This window comes from Streptomyces sp. NPDC002676 (assembly GCF_053592455.1).
The window spans coordinates 124,765-139,886 of the sequence record NZ_JBSFVT010000005.1; the positions used below are offsets into that span (position 1 = coordinate 124,765).

Sequence of the window (15,122 nt, forward strand, 5' to 3'; positions counted from 1 at the left end):
CTGCCAGCACTCGAGTGGTAGGCAACACGAGCTGTGTTACGACTGCGCTACGCAGAGTTTTCCAGGAGAGTGCCGTCAGCTCATCACTTGCCCTCGGCCGCTGCGCGCACCGACGGGCGGGGCAGGGTCAGACGGCCAGCAGGGCGCAGCGGGCGACCAGGTCGTCCATGGACAGCCCGAGCACGCCGGCCAGCGCGGCCACCGTGAAGAAGGCCGGAGTCGGGGCCCGTCCTGTCTCGATCTTGCGCAGGGTCTCGGCGGAGAGGCCCGCCTCGGCCGCGATCTCGGTCATGCTGCGTGCGCCGCGCGCCTCGCGCAGCAACTGCCCGAGCCGCTCGCCGCGTTCACGCTCTTCGGGGGTGAGGGGGGTGCGCACCATGCCGCCCATTCTAATACCGCCCCACCCTGCCCCCCAATTAAAATACCGGTATAGTAATTGGCATGGTGGAACTGAAGACGGACACTTCTGTCGACGCGATGCACGCGGCGGGCCAGGTCGTCGGGCGGGCCCTGACGGCCGTACGGCAGGCCGCGGACGTCGGCGTCAGCCTGCTGGAGCTGGACGAGGTGGCACGGGAGGTGCTGCGCGAGGCCGGGGCCTCCTCACCCTTCCTCGGCTACCGCCCCTCGTTCGCCCCGACCCCGTTCCCGGCGGTGATCTGCGCCTCGGTCAACGACGCGATCGTGCACGGCGTCCCGGACCCCTACCGCCTGCGCGACGGCGACCTGGTCTCCATCGACTGCGGCGCCGAGCTGGACGGCTGGGTGGGTGACTCGGCGATCAGCTTCGTGGTGGGCCGCCCGCGCACCGCCGACCTCCGCCTGATCGACACCGCCGAGCGGGCGCTGCGGGCCGGCATCGAGGCGGCCGTCGTCGGCAACCGCATCGGCGACATCGCGCACGCCGTCGGCCGGGTGTGCCGTACAGCCGGCTACGGCATCCCGCAGGGCTTCGGCGGGCACGGGGTGGGCCGCCGTATGCACGAGGACCCGGAGGTCCCCAACGAGGGCCGCCCCGGCCGCGGCCTCCCCCTGCGCCACGGCATGGTCCTCGCGATCGAGCCGATGCTGATCGCGAGCGGCAAGGACGAGTACTACGAGGCGGCCGACGGCTGGACGCTCCGCACGAGCGACACCTCCCGGGCAGCCCACGTAGAGCACACGGTGGCGATTACAGAGGACGGTCCCAGGATTCTCACGGCAAGGACAGCTCCCTAGGCCCTGTCGTCAAATTCCCGCCTGCCCCGCGACGCCTGGCACGCACTCCCCCACTGCCTCAAGGGCGTGGGGGGACCCCCAGCCGCGTTGCCGGAGCGCCCACGTGACTCCTCCCCCACGCTCGAACACGCTCGCGCGGGGGCACCCCCATCGCACCGCCGCGCGGCCCGCCCTCCGGGCGGACGACGGGAATTTGACGACAGGACCCAGGGCCGACCGGGCAGCAAGCCGCACCCCCGTAGGCGAACATGCCCCCACCCCCACTTCATGACATCGTGGCATGAAGCGGGGGTAGGGGCTCACCGGTGATCCGGCGGAGCCACACGCGGAGCCAGTCGTCTGCTGCGAAGGATGCGAAACCATGACCAGCGGCTACCCAGGCCCGGAGGGCGACCCCTTCGGAGAGTTCTTCGCCCGCTTCTTCGGCGGAACCGGCGGAGCCCCCGGCGGAGCTGCCCGGCCCCGCCACATCGACATCGGCCGACTCCTCAGCCAGCCCGCCCGGGAGCTGGTCAGAGGGGCCGCGCTGTACGCCGTCGAGCACGGCAGCCGGGACCTGGACACCCAGCACCTGCTGCGCGCGGCCCTGTCGACCGAGCCCACCCGGAGCCTGCTGAGCCGGTCCGGCGCGGACCCGGACTCGCTCGCGACGGAGATCGACCACCGGGCGGGTCCGGTGCAGCACGCCCCGGGCGAGGGGCCGCCGCCGACCTCGCTGTCGCTGACCCCGGCCGTCAAGCGGGCCCTGCTGGACGCGCACGACCTGGCGCGGTCGACCGGGGCCGGGTACATCGGCCCGGAGCACGTGCTGAGCGCGCTGGCCGCGAACCCGGACTCGGCCGCCGGGCACATCCTGCACGCGGCCCGGTTCTCGGCCGGTACCCTGCCGGCCGAGGCCCCGGAGACCGCCCAGGCCCGCCCGGAGCGGCAGCGGGCCACCGGCACGCCCACCCTGGACAAGTACGGCCGCGACCTGACCGAACAGGCCCGGCAGGGCCGTATCGACCCGGTGATCGGCCGCGAAACGGAGATCGAGCAGACCATCGAGGTGCTGTCCCGGCGCGGGAAGAACAACCCGGTGCTGATCGGTGACGCCGGTGTCGGCAAGACGGCCATCGTCGAGGGGCTCGCGCAGCGCATCGCCGACGGGGACGTACCGGACGTGCTGGCCGGGCGGCGCGTGTTCGCGCTGGACCTGACCGGGGTCGTCGCGGGCACCCGCTACCGGGGCGATTTCGAGGAGCGCCTGAACAACATCGTGGAGGAGATCCGCTCCCACTCCGACAAGCTGATCGTCTTCATCGACGAGCTGCACACCGTCGTCGGCGCCGGTGGCGGCGGCGAGGGCGGCGCGATGGACGCGGGGAACATCCTCAAGCCCCCGCTCGCGCGCGGCGAGCTGCACATCGTCGGCGCGACCACGTTGGAGGAGTTCCGGCGGATCGAGAAGGACGCGGCGCTGGCCCGCCGGTTCCAGCCGGTCATGGTGCCCGAGCCGACCGTCGAGGACACGATCGAGATCCTGCGCGGCCTGCGCGACCGGTACGAGGCCCACCACCAGGTCCGCTACACCGACGAGGCGCTGATGGCGGCCGTGGAGCTGTCCGACCGCTATCTCGCCGACCGCCGGCTGCCGGACAAGGCGATCGACCTGATCGACCAGGCGGGCGCCCGGGTACGGCTCGGTGCCCGCACCAAGGGCACGGACGTACGCGCGATGGAGCGCGAGCTCGAACAGCTCGTCCGGGACAAGGACCAGGCGGTCTCCGACGAGCAGTACGAGCAGGCCATGCAGTTGCGCGACCGGATCGGCGTGCTGAAGCAGCGGATCACCGAGGCGAGCGGCGAGGACCAGGCCGACGAGGGCCAGGACCTGGAGGTGACGACGGAGGCCATCGCCGAGGTGGTGTCCCGGCAGACCGGCATCCCGGTCAGCCGCCTCACCCAGGAGGAGAAGGAGCGGCTGCTCGGCCTGGAGGATCACCTGCACAAGCGGGTGGTCGGCCAGGAGGAGGCCGTCGCCGTGGTGGCCGAGGCCGTGCTGCGCTCCCGGGCGGGGCTCGCGAGCCCGGACCGGCCGATCGGCAGCTTCCTCTTCCTCGGCCCGACCGGCGTCGGCAAGACCGAGCTGGCCCGCGCGCTCGCCGAGGCGCTGTTCGGCAGCGAGGACCGCATGGTCCGCCTCGACATGAGCGAGTACCAGGAGCGGCACACCGTCTCCCGCCTGGTCGGCGCCCCGCCCGGGTACGTCGGCTACGAGGAGGCGGGCCAGCTCACCGAGGTGGTGCGCCGGTTCCCCTACTCGCTGCTGTTGCTGGACGAGGTGGAGAAGGCCCATCCGGACGTCTTCAACATCCTGCTCCAGGTGCTGGACGACGGACGCCTCACCGACTCGCAGGGCCGGACGGTGGACTTCGCCAACACGGTCATCGTGATGACCAGCAACCTCGGTTCCGAGGCGATCACGCGGCGCGGTGCCGGGGTCGGCTTCGGGGCGGGCAGCGCGGAGGCCGACGAGGAGGCACGGCGCGAGCGGATCCTGCGCCCGCTGCGCGAGCACTTCCGGCCGGAGTTCCTCAACCGCATCGACGAGATCGTCGTCTTCCGCCAGCTGACGGGCGAGCAACTGCGGCAGATCACCGATCTGTTGCTGGAGCGCACCCGCCGGCTGCTGGAGGGGCAGAACGTGAGCGTCGAGTTCACGGACGCGGCCGTCGACTGGATCGCCGAGCGCGGCTACCAGCCGGAGTACGGCGCCCGCCCGCTGCGCCGCACCATCCAGCGGGAGGTGGACAACCAGCTCTCCCGGCTGCTGCTGAACGGCACGATCAGGGAGGGCGGCCGGGTCACGGTGGACGCGGTGGAGGGGCGGTTGGACTTCCGGGCGCAGGGCGGCACGCCGGCAGCCCAGCCGACGGACGGCACCGACGTCACAGACGGCCCCGAAGAGGGGCCGCCTGCTGCGGAGTTGTGAGTGTTACGGCGCCGGGTCCACCACCATCGCCGAGCCGCCGCCGCGCCGTACCTTCTCGGCGGCGGCCAGCCACCGGCCGTCCGGCAGTCGTTGGACGCCGGTGGCCGCGCCGATCTCGGGGTTGAGCTTGAAGCTGTGCCCGATGGCCGCCAGCTGGTCCTTCAAGTCGCTGTTGTAGAGGGCGGGTTCGAGTTCGGTCTGGGCCGCGTTGCGCTGGCTTGCCCGCGGTGCGGCGATGGCGTCGACGAGCGGCAGGTGCCGGTCGAGGAACTCGGTGAGGGTCTGCAGCACGGTGGTGATGATGGTCGCGCCGCCGGGCGAGCCGAGCGCCACGACCGGCCTGCCGTCCCGGTCCAGGACGATCGTCGGCGAGATGGACGAGCGCGGACGCTTGCCCGGGCCGGGCAGGTTCGGGTCGTGCACGGCGGGGTTCGCCGGGGCGAAGGAGAAGTCGGTCAGCTCGTTGTTGAGCAGGAAGCCCCGGCCGGGGACGGTGATGCCGCTGCCGCCGGTCTGCTCGATGGTGAGCGTGTAGGAGACGACGTTGCCCCACTTGTCGGCGACGGTCAGGTGCGTGGTGTTCTCACCCTCGTACGTCGTCGGCGCCGCGGTTCCGCCCTCGCCGCAGGCCGCCGGGTGGCGTGGGTCGCCCGGGGCGAGCGGGCTGGTGAGGACCGCGTCGTCCTTGATCAGGCATGCGCGCGAGTCGGCGTAACCCTGCGACAGCAGCTGCTTCGTCGGTACGTCCTCGAAGGCGGGGTCGCCGAGCCAGCGGCCCCGGTCGGCGAAGGCGATTCGGCTCGCCTCGATGAAGTGGTGCAGGTACTGCACCTCGCTCGCCTTCGAAAGGTCCGTGTTCTCCAGGATGTTGAGCGCTTCGCCGACCGTGGTGCCGCCGGAGGAGGAGGGGGCGATGGAGTACACGCTCAGGCCGCGGTACGTCGTGCGGGTGGGGATCTGCAGCTTGGCCCGGTAGGCGGCGAGGTCGTCCTCGGACAGCTTGCCGGGGCGGGCGTTCCAGCCCGAGTCCGGGTCCACAGGCGGCTTGTCGACCGTGTCGACGATGTCCTCGCCGAGGTCGCCGTCGTAGAGCGCGTCGGTGCCCTCGCGGCCCAGTTCCTGGTATGTGCGGGCCAGATCGGGGTTCTTGAAGGTGGAGCCGACGGCGGGGAGCTGCCCGCCCGGCAGGAACAGCTCGGCGGTGTCGGGGAAATAGCGGAAGCGGGTCTCGTTGGCCGCGGTCTGCGCGCGGAAGGTGTCGTCCACGGTGAATCCGTCGCGGGCGATCCGCTCGGCGGGCCTGAGGACCGTGGCGAGGCTCCTGCTGCCCCACTCGTCCAGTGCCGTCTGCCAGGTGGCGGGCGTGCCCGGGGTGCCGACGCTCAGGCCGCTGCTGACGGCGTCGGCGAAGGCGAGCGGCTTGCCGTTCTCCTGGAACAGGTGGGAGTCGGCGGTCAGCGGGGCTCTCTCGCGGCCGTCGATGGTGTGCACCGTACGGGACTTGGCGTCGTAATAGACGAAGTAGCCGCCTCCGCCGATGCCGGAGGAGTAGGGCTCGGTGACGCCGAGCGCGGCGGCCGTGGCGACGGCCGCGTCGACCGCGTTGCCGCCCTTCCTGAGCACGTCGATGCCGGCCGCGGAGGCGTCCGCGTCGACGCTTGCGACCGCTCCGCCGTAACCGACGGCGACCGGAACCTTGGTGATCTGCTCACCGGTCGCGGCGGGCGGCGCCGCGGCTCCCACCGACACCACCGCGGCCGAGACCGCCACCACCGCGAGTCTTCGTGCTGCCCGACGACGCATCCGCACCTCCGGTCGAGAACCTTCACAATTCTTTCCCTGTGCATGCCCTCGCCGCCACCGCTCATACCCGCGTCGAAGACCCTTGTGCGGCGGCCCGCTAGCATGCGCGGTCATGAACGACGACGTGCGCAACATCGTCCTGGGCGTGATAGCCGCCGGTGTCAGTGCCGTGCTGGGCTGGGGCGCCCGTACGTATCTGTGGCGGCGCAGGCTCCGTCGGCAGCAGGCGTTCTTCGGGCTGCCGGACCACTCCGAGTCGCTTCTGGTGGTGAGTCGCAACGCGGGCGGTCCGGAGCTGGCGGTCCATCGGCACGACGTGTTCGCGCTGCTGGAGCTGTCCGCGCTGATCAAGGACTGCCACGCACACGCGCAGGTCGTCGCGCACGACGCGGCGCAGCAGGGCTTCGGCGAGCGCACGGAGTTCTGTCTGGGCGGGCCGGTCTCGAACCGGCGGATGGCCGCGCACCTGTCGTCCCTGCTGCCGGGGGTGCGCGTGAACGTCGACGCCGAATCCGGCCCGGAGATGGGGGCGTTCGGCATCGGTGGCGAGGAGTACCGCATGGAGGGCGGCCGGATCGAGTACGTGCTGCTCGCCCGGCTCACCGTCGGCGGGGGCCGCGACGCCCGGCCGGTGTTCCTCTTCTGCGGGCAGCGCGCCATCACCAACCAGGCCGCCACCCGCTACCTCGCGCGCAACCACGAGCGGCTGAGCCGGAAGTACGGCGGCGGTTCGTTCGTACTGCTGCTGAAGGTGGTCAACTCCCAGGCGTACGGGCCGGATGTGGTGGAGCTGGTCGCCGACGTGACGCGGGCGGCGCGGACGCCGCTGCCGGAGCCTGAGACCGCGCAGTCGTAGAAACCTTTACCAGCGCGTAACTTACCGACGGGTTACCTTCGGTAGCATCCGCGGTTACCGTCGGGTCACTTTGCACTGACACGAGTGAGGAGTGACCCATGGGACCCGGCCGCACCCGTCGCACCATGCGCACCGCAGCCGTCGGAGCCGTCTCGGCGGCGCTGATCGCCGGCACCGTCGTCGGCCTGGCGCCCACCGCGCAGGCCGCGCCGAGCGTCCGCTTCGTGGACATCGCCGGTGACGGCGGCACCGCACTGAAGGCGAACGTCGTCACACCCGCGGGCGCCGACGGCTCGCACGCGTACCCGCTCATCGTGCTGCCCACGAGCTGGGGCCTGCCCCAGGTGGAGTATCTCGCCCAGGCGCAGCAACTCGCCGACTCCGGCTATGTGGTGCTCACCTACAACGTGCGCGGCTTCTGGCAGTCCGGCGGCGAGATAGAAGTGGCGGGTCCGCCGGACGTCGCGGACGCCTCCAAGGTCATCGACTGGGCCCTCGCGAACACCCCTGCCGATCCACGGCACATCGGCATGGCGGGCGTCTCCTACGGCGCCGGGATCAGCCTGCTCGCCGCCGCCCACGACAAGCGGATCAAGGCGGTCGCCGCGCTCAGCGGCTGGGCGGACCTGGTCGGCTCGATCTACTCCGGCCGCACGCAGCACGTCCAGGCGATGGCCGTGCTGGACGGAGCGGCCACGCTCACCGGCCGCGAGAGCCCCGAACTCCGGCAGGTCTTCGACGACCTGTACTCCTCCAACCTGTCGAAGGAACAGGAGATGATCGACTGGGGGCGCAAGCGCTCGGCCGCCGCCTACGTCGACCAGCTCAACCGGAACGGCGCCGCAGTCATGCTCGCCAACGCCTGGGGCGACACCGTCTTCCCGGCGAACCAGTACGCCGACTTCTACGAGAAGCTGACGGTGCCCAAGCGGCTGGAGCTGCGCCCCGGCGACCACGCCACCGCCGAACTGACCGGCCTGTTCGGGCTGCCCAACGACGTGTGGACGGACACCGAGCGCTGGTTCGACCACTATCTCAAGGGCGCGGACAACGGCGTCGACCACGAGCAGCCCGTGCGGCTCAAGTCCCGCAGCGGCGGCGGCTACGAGGGCTACCCGGACTGGAAGTCGGTCGGGGCCACCCGGCGGAAGTTCGACCTCGCAGGCTCGACGACCATCCACGCGAACGTCGATTCGGGCGCGGACGGCGGGGTCGTGTTCCTCTCCAGCATCCTGGACCAGGTGGCGCAGCTGCCGCCGATCGCCTCGCTGCCGCTGCTGCCGCGCCGTTGGGCCGCCGTGTGGCAGTCGGAGCGGTACGCGGACGGGCAACAGGTGCGCGGGACCGCGCGGTTGCACACGACACTCACCCCGACCGCGGAGAGCGGGACCCTCGTCGCCTACCTGTACGACGTGGGCCCGCTCGGTTTCGGCAAGCTGGTGACCCACGCCCCCTGTACCTGGCACGGGCGGACGCCGGGCGAGCCGTTCGGCGTGGATCTGGACCTGTTCTCGACGGCGTACGACGTGCCCGCCGGGCACCGGCTCGCGCTGGTGGTCGACACCGTCGACCCGCTCTACATCGAGCACAACCCGTCCGGCGCGCAGCTGACCTTCTCCTCGCCGGCGGACGACCCGTCATACGTGTCGGTCCCGCTGCGCGAGCAGTGATCTCCGGCTGCCGCCGGACGAGCCTGGCCCGTGTGAACTGCCACCCCCCGGCGGCAGCGTCCCCTCGCTGAAGGAGGGATGAACGGCCCATCGTAGTCGAGGTTCGATGTGATGAGATTCCCGGTACGCAGCTCTACCCCCGCTCTCAGCCGTGTCCTGGCTGCCGCAAACTATCCAGAGGCCAGGGGAGTTGACGAGCGACACGCACTTTTCGGACATAAGCCGTATTTAAGGGGCTGGGGTGCGCGGGGTCAGGTCTCGGAGACCTCCGCGTACCACTGGGACAGCTCGGGGACGCCGCTCGCCGCCCACTCCCGCCCGGCCGCGACGACCTCGACCTCGCGGCCGGTGGCGAGCCGTACGACGGGCTCGGCGTCGGGGCGGAGCTCCCAGGCGGCGCCGGGTACGGTGCGCACCACGACGGTGCCCAGGTACAGCCCGGCGTCGTTGCCCAGCCAGGGCAGGATCTCCGGGTCGTCGCGCCAGCGCGGCAGCAACTGGTCCAGGGCCTCCAGGGAGCCCGGCGTGTCGTCGAGCCGGACGCCTGCCAGGCCGGCCTGGGAGCGGAGCAGTTCGCATTCGGACAGGAGGGCGGCGACCCCCTCGGGGTCGGCGGGGATCACCGCCTCGCCGTCCTTCTTGTGCCGATGGCCCGGGAACGACAGGTTCATGGACCCAGCCTGACATCACACGTCGAGGTCGACCACCACCGGCGCGTGATCGGACGCGCCCTTGCCCTTGCGCTCCTCGCGGTCGACATAGGCGTCCTTCACGGCCTTGGCGAAGGGCTTGTTGCCGTACACCAGGTCGATGCGCATGCCGCGGTTCTTGGGGAAGCAGAGCTGGCGGTAGTCCCAGTACGTGTACGGGTGGTCGTACTTCAGGGGGCGCGGGACGACGTCGTTCAGGCCGGTCTCGCGCAGGGCGGCGAGGGCGGCGCGCTCGGCGGGGGTGACGTGGGTGAGGCCCTCGAAGACGGCCACGTCGTAGACGTCGTCATCGGTCGGCGCCACGTTGTAGTCGCCCAGCACCGCGAACGGGCGGCTGCCGCCCGCGTCGCCGGCGACTGCGGCCTTCAGCGCCTCGAACCACTGGAGCTTGTAGGCGTAGTGCGGGTGGTCCACCTCGCGGCCGTTGGGCACGTACACCGACCAGACGCGGACCGGGCCGCAGGTCGCCGAGAGGGCGCGCGGCTCGGTCGCGCCGTCGTAGCCGGGGTCGCCGGGCAGGCCCTTGACGACGTCCTCCAGGCCGACGCGGGAGAGCACCGCCACGCCGTTCCACCGGCCGGTGGCGTGGACCGCCGCCTCGTAGCCCAGCTCGCGCAGCTGTTCGAACGGGAACTGCTCCTCGGCGAGCTTGGCCTCCTGGAGGCAGAGCACGTCGGTGCCGCTGCTCTCCAGCCAGGCCAGCAGCCGCGGGAGGCGGGCGGTGATCGAGTTCACGTTCCAGGTAGCGATGCGCATGCCTCACAAACTACCTGGCGGGTGTGACAACCGGCCCGCCCCCGGCTCACTGGTCAGCTCACAGCTCGGCGGAGCCGCCCGGGGCCAGCCGCAGGTGCTCGGCTCCGGCCAGGGCGCCGATCTGGCGGTCGTAGATCGGGCGGGCGAGGTCGGTGAGCAGGGCGTCGTGCACGTCGTAGGCGCGCACCGGCTTCAGCTCGCGCATGTAGTCGATGACCTCGGCGATCTTGTTCCAGGGGGCCATCACCGGGAGCATCAGGGTCTCCACCGGCTGGTCGGGGACCGTGAGGGCGTCGCCGGGGTGGAAGACCTTGCCGCCGTCGATCAGGTAGCCGACGTTCGTGATGCGCGGGATGTCCGGGTGGATGACCGCATGCAGCTCGCCGTGGACCTGCACGTCGAAGCCCGCGGCGGTGAAGGTGTCGCCGTGACCGACGGTGTGCACGCGGCCCGGGAAGGCCGCCGAGAGCTGCTCGGCGACCGAGCGCAGGGTCCAGATCTCGGCGGCCGGGTTGGCCTCCAGAGCGGCCCGCAGCCGGCTCTCGTCGAAGTGGTCCGGGTGCTCGTGCGTGACCAGGACGGCGTCCGCGCCGACCGCGGCGTCCTGCTCGCTGAACCCGCCGGGGTCGATGACGAGCGTCCGCCCGCCCTTTTCGAGGCGGACGCAGGCGTGGGACTTCTTGGTGAGCTTCATGGCTCCCCATCCTGCCGCGTGATCCTCACCCGCGCCCTCGCCCCGGCTCGCTCCGGGCTCACTCGGCGGGGGTGGTCTCCTCACGGATGACCTGCTGGGCCACCTTGAACGCGCTGTTGGCCGCCGGCATGCCGCAGTAGACGGCCGCCTGGATCAGCACTTCCTTGATCTCGTTCGGGGTCAGGCCGTTGCGCAGGGCCGCCCGGGTGTGGAAGCCCAGCTCCTCCAGGTGGCCGCCCGCGATCAGCGCGGTGAGGGTGATGCAGCTGCGGGTGCGCCGGTCGAGGCCGGGCCGGTCCCAGATCTCGCCCCAGGCGTACCGGGTGAGGAAGTCCTGGAAGTCCTCGGAGAATTCGTCGGTCTGCGCCAGCGTGTGGTCCACGTGGGCGTCGCCCAGCACCTCGCGGCGGATCTTGAGTCCGGCCTCGTAGCGGTCCGGCAGCCCCAGGGACCGCTCCGGTACGACGGCGGGGGCGAGCTCGGCGACGGGCACGACCTGCGCCGGCACGGGCACGGCCGGAAGGGCTGTCTGGCCGGTGTCGTAGGGCTGCTGCCAGGCGGTGCTGAAGTGGTGGGTGAGGAGGTCGGTGACCGCGGCGGGCTGTTCCACCGGCACCAGGTGGGAGGCGCCGGGTACCACCGCGAGCCGCGCGTCCCTTATGCCCGCGACCAGGGTGCGGGCCTCGGCCGGCCCGGTGACCTGGTCCTCGGAGCCGACCAGCACGAGTGTCGGCGCGGCGACCCGGCCCAGCTCGGAGCGGGTGTCGAAACCGGCGAGGGCCTCGCAGGCGGCGATGTAGCAGCCCGGGTCGGTGGTGCGCACCATCTGCACGGCCCAGTCGGTGATCGCGGGCTGCGCGGCGGCGAACCCGCCGGTGAACCAGCGCTCGGGCGAGGTCCGGGCGATCGGGTCGAGCCCGTTGGTCCGGACGACCACCCCGCGCTGGCGGAACTCGTCGGCGGTGCCGAACCGGGGCGAGGCCGCGACCAGCGCGAGCGAGGCGAGCCGCTCCGGGTGGCGCAGCGCCAGCTCGACACCGACGGCGCCGCCCAGCGCGCAGCCCGCGTAGCCGAACCGCTGCACGCCGAGCGCGTCCAGCGTGGCCAGCAGCCGGGACGCCAGCTCGGCGACCGAGTCGGCCGGACGGGCGGGGGCGCCGCCGTGACCGGGCAGGTCGAACCGGAAGATCCGCCACTGCTTGGCCAGCTCCGGCACCTGACGGTCCCACATGTGCCATGTGGTACCCAGTGAGGGACCCAAGATCAGGACCGGAGCGTCTTCTGGCCCGTCAAAGCGGTATTGCAGGGTGTTCGGGGGTGTCTCACTCACGCCCCAGACCCTCTCACGTCTCACGACTGCCCCTATAACGAGGGTTAGGACTGCACAGGTCTGACCAGGTGGAAGACCTCCCGGGCCGCGTAGCGCTTGAGGGTTCGGACTATCTCGCGCCGCGTCTTGCCCTCCTTGCTGCGACGTTCGTAGTACTCCTGGGTACGTGGGTCGACGCGCAGGCGAGTCTGCACGATCCGGTGCAGGGCCGCGTTCGCTTGCCGGTCGCCGCCGCGGTTGAGGCGACGGTACTGCCGGCTGCCCGAAGAACGCTCGACCGGGCTGACCCCGCACAGCGCCGCGAAGGACGCCTCACTGCCCAGGCGTTCCGGGTTGTCCCCCACCGTGATCAGCAAAGTGACGGCTGTGTCCGGACCGATGCCCACCACCTCGAGCAGCTGCGGAGCGTGGCGCTCCACCAGCCGGGTCAGGCGGCCTTCCAGTTCCCGGACATCTTCGCTGAGCTGCCCGATGCGCCGGGCCAGAAGTCCCAGGGTCGCGTGGGTGGCGTGGAGCACCGATCCCTCGCCGGCCTCATGGTTCAGGCTGTCGTCGACGAGCCCTGCGCACGTGCGGAAAAGCTCTGCATTGCCCAGCCCGGCCAGTTGCTCTCTCAGCTGGGGATCGGCACGGATGAGGACGGCTTTGAGCTGGTTGATCGCCTGGGTGCGGGCCTTGACCGCCGAGTCCTTGGCCAGCTTGTACATCCGGGCGATCTCCACCGGCCCGTCGCCCGTCTTGGCCTGGGCGCGCGCCCGCCCGCTCAGCACCGCCCGGGCCGCGTTCTCGGCATCGAGTGGGTCGGACTTGCCTCGCCGTCGTCGGTCGGCCCGGTCGAACCGGTTCACATCGAAGACGTCCACGCCCTGGGCCAGCAGGTAGCGGGACAGGGCCGCCCCGAAGGAACCGGTCCCTTCCACTCCGGCCCGCCGCACCGTACCCGACGCCCTGGCCCACCCCAGCAGGTTGCGGTAGCCGGCCGCGCTGGCCGGGAACTCCTGGGTGCCGATCACTTCCCCCACCAGGGAGAGCACGGCGGCCACATGGGCATCCCGGTGCGTGTCCACTCCCAGGACCACCTCCCTCGCCGGCCGACGCCGACGAGGACGCGAAGCGGTGGACGTGCCGGTCATACTCGTTCCCTTTCAGGCCCAACGGCTTGTCCCGTAGCCGGCAGCGGGCCGTGCGGACGGTCAGAATCGTGATGACGCCTTTCCGGCAAGCCCCTATCGAGACACGTCCATCAGCCCGAGACCAGCAGTGCGCAGTCCCCTGGCCGGCGGTCGACACAGTGTGATCAGGACACCTCGGTCAGAGATCTCAGGAGTCAAACCCCGCCGTAGGACAGGCGCCCACCTACGGTTCTCGGCCCAACCGGCTTCCAGCCACGTCAGCCCGCTCGTTCGAGCGAATTGACTCGAAGCACCGGTCGCCTACCACCGGAACTGGCACCATACCGCCGTCTCGCGTCACTTCGAGTCGAAGGCGGACCATTGGAACGGCGGGTCAATGAGCGGCAGCTGTCGGTGTTGCAGTGGGTGGGAGCCGGGTGCCCTGCAGGCGTATGGAACACAAGCTCCTACAAGACCACCTGCCAGGCACTCCACAACCGTGGCCTGGTGACGGTCTCCCGGAAGGCCGGGCAGTGGAGCGTCGCCCTGACAAGCGCCGGTCGGCACTACCTGGCGCACGGCACGTACCCTCCCCGCGGATCACGCCCGCGGAAGACCCAGGCCGCCGGTCCACGACCTAAGTCCACCAGAGCGCAGGAAACTCCGGCCACCGAGCGGAAGCCAAGCCCTCCCTCACATCCTCATGTGACGCTCACGGAGCAGCTGTTACAGGAGCTCGCGGAGGCCGGCGGCAAGATCGTCAAGAGCGGCAGCGGTCCCGACTTGGAGAAGTGGCCGTCCCGCGTCGCCGCCGCACGCAGGTCCGGAAGGGTTCCGGAGACGAAGGAGCTGTACGGAAACTGGTGCCGCGACGGGTACGAGATCAAGCTCGTCGACATCCCCGCCTGGCGCCTTGCCGTCCTCGACCCCGTCCCCGTGCCCTCGCGGCTCACTCGGCCACACACCGTGGTGCGGGCCATGCAGAACGAACGCCAGCCGCTGGGCCTGACCAAGCCCGTCCAAGGACGCGCTCTCCGGCTCATCCAGGCACTGATCACCGCCGCCGAGGCCGACGGACACACCTGCTCGGCCGGGCAGACCGGCTTCGCACCCCCACCTCATCGCCGCCGCAGGGCAAATCCCCACTTCACCATCACCGCACAGGGCCAGACAGTGGGGTTTGTCGTCCTCCAGGAGCAGGACCGGGCCGAGCACGTCGCCACCGAGAAGGAACTCGCCGACGCCAAGAAGCACTCCTGGGTCAGAATCCCCCGCTTCGACTACACCCCATCCGAACGCCTCCGCATCGTCCTCAGCGGCGGCCAGCCACACCGGGCGAGCGAATGGGCCGACGCTCCCGGCCGCGCCCTCGAACAGCAGCTCGCCGAGATCGCGCAGGAGGTCACGCTGCGCGGCCAAGCCGCCGAACGCAGACGTCAGGACGAGGCCGAAGCGGCACGTCAGAAGCGCATCCGCTGGGAAGCCGCCATGGAACAAGCCTGCATCCGGTACGCGGAGGCATACCGCGTCCGGCACCTCGAAGCCCAGGAAGCGGCATGGCGACACGCCACCCGACTGACCCAATACGTGAGCACCGTACGCACGCGAGTCGAGGACATGCCTCCGGGCCAGGCCAGAACCGAAGCCGAGGAATGGATCAGCTGGGCAGCGGCCACCGTTGAACGCCTTGACCCATTGAACACACCGCCCCGGCTGCCCGACATTCCCAAGCCACAAGCCGACGACCTGAAACCCTTCCTCGGGCACTGGAGCCCTTACGGTCCCACCTACTGAACGCCCGCACCGCACATTGTGCGCCCACAACCGCAGTTCAGGGGCTCTTCGCGACCGGTTCAATCGCGGCACACCGACCTGGTGGGTCATCGGAAAGATGTCCACCTGAGCGATCTTCGGAAAACCCGAGGTCAGATCCCATTTCCTGGCCCATCGCCATGCATGTGGGTGCCCAGGGAGTCAAACGGGGCGTCACGGCCGACAG

12 protein-coding genes are annotated in these 15,122 nt (G+C 70.9%); 5 read left to right on the top strand and 7 right to left on the bottom strand.

The window, feature by feature from the left end:
- Positions 1 to 127 precede the first annotated feature (127 nt).
- Positions 128 to 379, bottom strand: coding sequence for a helix-turn-helix domain-containing protein (locus ACWD3E_RS16550; protein WP_451388256.1), 252 nt, complete (start codon positions 377 to 379; stop codon positions 128 to 130).
- Positions 380 to 441: 62 nt separating this feature from the next.
- Here ACWD3E_RS16550 and map point away from each other — a divergent pair, with 62 nt between their 5' ends.
- On the top strand, positions 442 to 1,218 hold the full coding sequence (map, locus tag ACWD3E_RS16555; RefSeq protein ID WP_451388257.1) for a type I methionyl aminopeptidase: 777 nt from the start codon (positions 442 to 444) through the stop codon (positions 1,216 to 1,218).
- Positions 1,219 to 1,579: 361 nt separating this feature from the next.
- Entirely contained in the window at positions 1,580 to 4,192 is a 2,613-nt protein-coding gene (locus ACWD3E_RS16560; protein WP_451388258.1) for an ATP-dependent Clp protease ATP-binding subunit, read from the top strand.
- 3 nt (positions 4,193 to 4,195) lie between these two features.
- Here ACWD3E_RS16560 and ggt read toward each other — a convergent pair whose 3' ends face one another.
- The gene (gene ggt, locus ACWD3E_RS16565; RefSeq protein WP_451388259.1) at positions 4,196 to 5,995 is read right to left on the bottom strand and encodes a gamma-glutamyltransferase; all 1,800 of its coding nucleotides are present in this window, start codon (positions 5,993 to 5,995) and stop codon (positions 4,196 to 4,198) included.
- Positions 5,996 to 6,107: 112 nt separating this feature from the next.
- Here ggt and ACWD3E_RS16570 point away from each other — a divergent pair, with 112 nt between their 5' ends.
- Together ACWD3E_RS16570 and ACWD3E_RS16575 are read left to right on the top strand one after the other, a co-directional pair.
- Entirely contained in the window at positions 6,108 to 6,851 is a 744-nt protein-coding gene (locus ACWD3E_RS16570) for a hypothetical protein (RefSeq protein WP_451388260.1), read from the top strand.
- Positions 6,852 to 6,949: 98 nt separating this feature from the next.
- Complete coding sequence (locus ACWD3E_RS16575; RefSeq protein ID WP_451388261.1) at positions 6,950 to 8,521, top strand: alpha/beta fold hydrolase; 1,572 nt, start codon at positions 6,950 to 6,952, stop codon at positions 8,519 to 8,521.
- Between the two features lie 251 nt (positions 8,522 to 8,772).
- Here ACWD3E_RS16575 and ACWD3E_RS16580 read toward each other — a convergent pair whose 3' ends face one another.
- Genes ACWD3E_RS16580 through ACWD3E_RS16600 form a run of 5 tightly spaced genes read right to left on the bottom strand, consistent with a single transcriptional unit; the run spans position 8,773 to position 13,144 of the window.
- A complete protein-coding gene (locus ACWD3E_RS16580; protein WP_451388262.1) occupies positions 8,773 to 9,192 on the bottom strand; it encodes a DUF6278 family protein in 420 nt (139 codons plus the stop codon).
- A 15-nt stretch (positions 9,193 to 9,207) separates the two neighbouring features.
- Positions 9,208 to 9,987 (bottom strand): exodeoxyribonuclease III, encoded by a 780-nt coding sequence (locus ACWD3E_RS16585; RefSeq protein ID WP_451388263.1) that lies wholly within the window; start codon positions 9,985 to 9,987, stop codon positions 9,208 to 9,210.
- A gap of 58 nt (positions 9,988 to 10,045) precedes the next feature.
- Positions 10,046 to 10,681, bottom strand: a complete 636-nt coding sequence (locus tag ACWD3E_RS16590; protein WP_451388264.1) for an MBL fold metallo-hydrolase — start codon at positions 10,679 to 10,681, stop codon at positions 10,046 to 10,048.
- 58 nt (positions 10,682 to 10,739) lie between these two features.
- Positions 10,740 to 12,011, bottom strand: a complete 1,272-nt coding sequence (pcaDC, locus tag ACWD3E_RS16595; protein ID WP_451388265.1) for a bifunctional 3-oxoadipate enol-lactonase/4-carboxymuconolactone decarboxylase PcaDC — start codon at positions 12,009 to 12,011, stop codon at positions 10,740 to 10,742.
- 44 nt (positions 12,012 to 12,055) lie between these two features.
- Positions 12,056 to 13,144 carry an IS110 family transposase gene (locus ACWD3E_RS16600; protein ID WP_451388266.1) on the bottom strand — a complete coding sequence of 363 codons (1,089 nt, stop codon included), beginning with the start codon at positions 13,142 to 13,144 and terminating at the stop codon, positions 12,056 to 12,058.
- A 684-nt stretch (positions 13,145 to 13,828) separates the two neighbouring features.
- Here ACWD3E_RS16600 and ACWD3E_RS16605 point away from each other — a divergent pair.
- Positions 13,829 to 14,917: a hypothetical protein gene (locus ACWD3E_RS16605; protein WP_451388267.1), complete on the top strand. Its 1,089-nt coding sequence runs from the start codon at positions 13,829 to 13,831 to the stop codon at positions 14,915 to 14,917.
- Positions 14,918 to 15,122: the final 205 nt, after the last annotated feature.

Excerpts from the sequence above, each read along its gene's own strand:
- ACWD3E_RS16550 (WP_451388256.1), bottom strand. The coding sequence starts at position 379 with ATGGTGCGCACCCCCCTCACCCCCGAAGAGCGTGAACGCGGCGAGCGG.
- map (WP_451388257.1), top strand. The coding sequence starts at position 442 with ATGGTGGAACTGAAGACGGACACTTCTGTCGACGCGATGCACGCGGCG.
- ACWD3E_RS16560 (WP_451388258.1), top strand. The coding sequence starts at position 1,580 with ATGACCAGCGGCTACCCAGGCCCGGAGGGCGACCCCTTCGGAGAGTTC.
- ggt (WP_451388259.1), bottom strand. The coding sequence starts at position 5,995 with ATGCGTCGTCGGGCAGCACGAAGACTCGCGGTGGTGGCGGTCTCGGCC.
- ACWD3E_RS16570 (WP_451388260.1), top strand. The coding sequence starts at position 6,108 with ATGAACGACGACGTGCGCAACATCGTCCTGGGCGTGATAGCCGCCGGT.
- ACWD3E_RS16575 (WP_451388261.1), top strand. The coding sequence starts at position 6,950 with ATGGGACCCGGCCGCACCCGTCGCACCATGCGCACCGCAGCCGTCGGA.
- ACWD3E_RS16580 (WP_451388262.1), bottom strand. The coding sequence starts at position 9,192 with ATGAACCTGTCGTTCCCGGGCCATCGGCACAAGAAGGACGGCGAGGCG.
- ACWD3E_RS16585 (WP_451388263.1), bottom strand. The coding sequence starts at position 9,987 with ATGCGCATCGCTACCTGGAACGTGAACTCGATCACCGCCCGCCTCCCG.
- ACWD3E_RS16590 (WP_451388264.1), bottom strand. The coding sequence starts at position 10,681 with ATGAAGCTCACCAAGAAGTCCCACGCCTGCGTCCGCCTCGAAAAGGGC.
- ACWD3E_RS16600 (WP_451388266.1), bottom strand. The coding sequence starts at position 13,144 with ATGACCGGCACGTCCACCGCTTCGCGTCCTCGTCGGCGTCGGCCGGCG.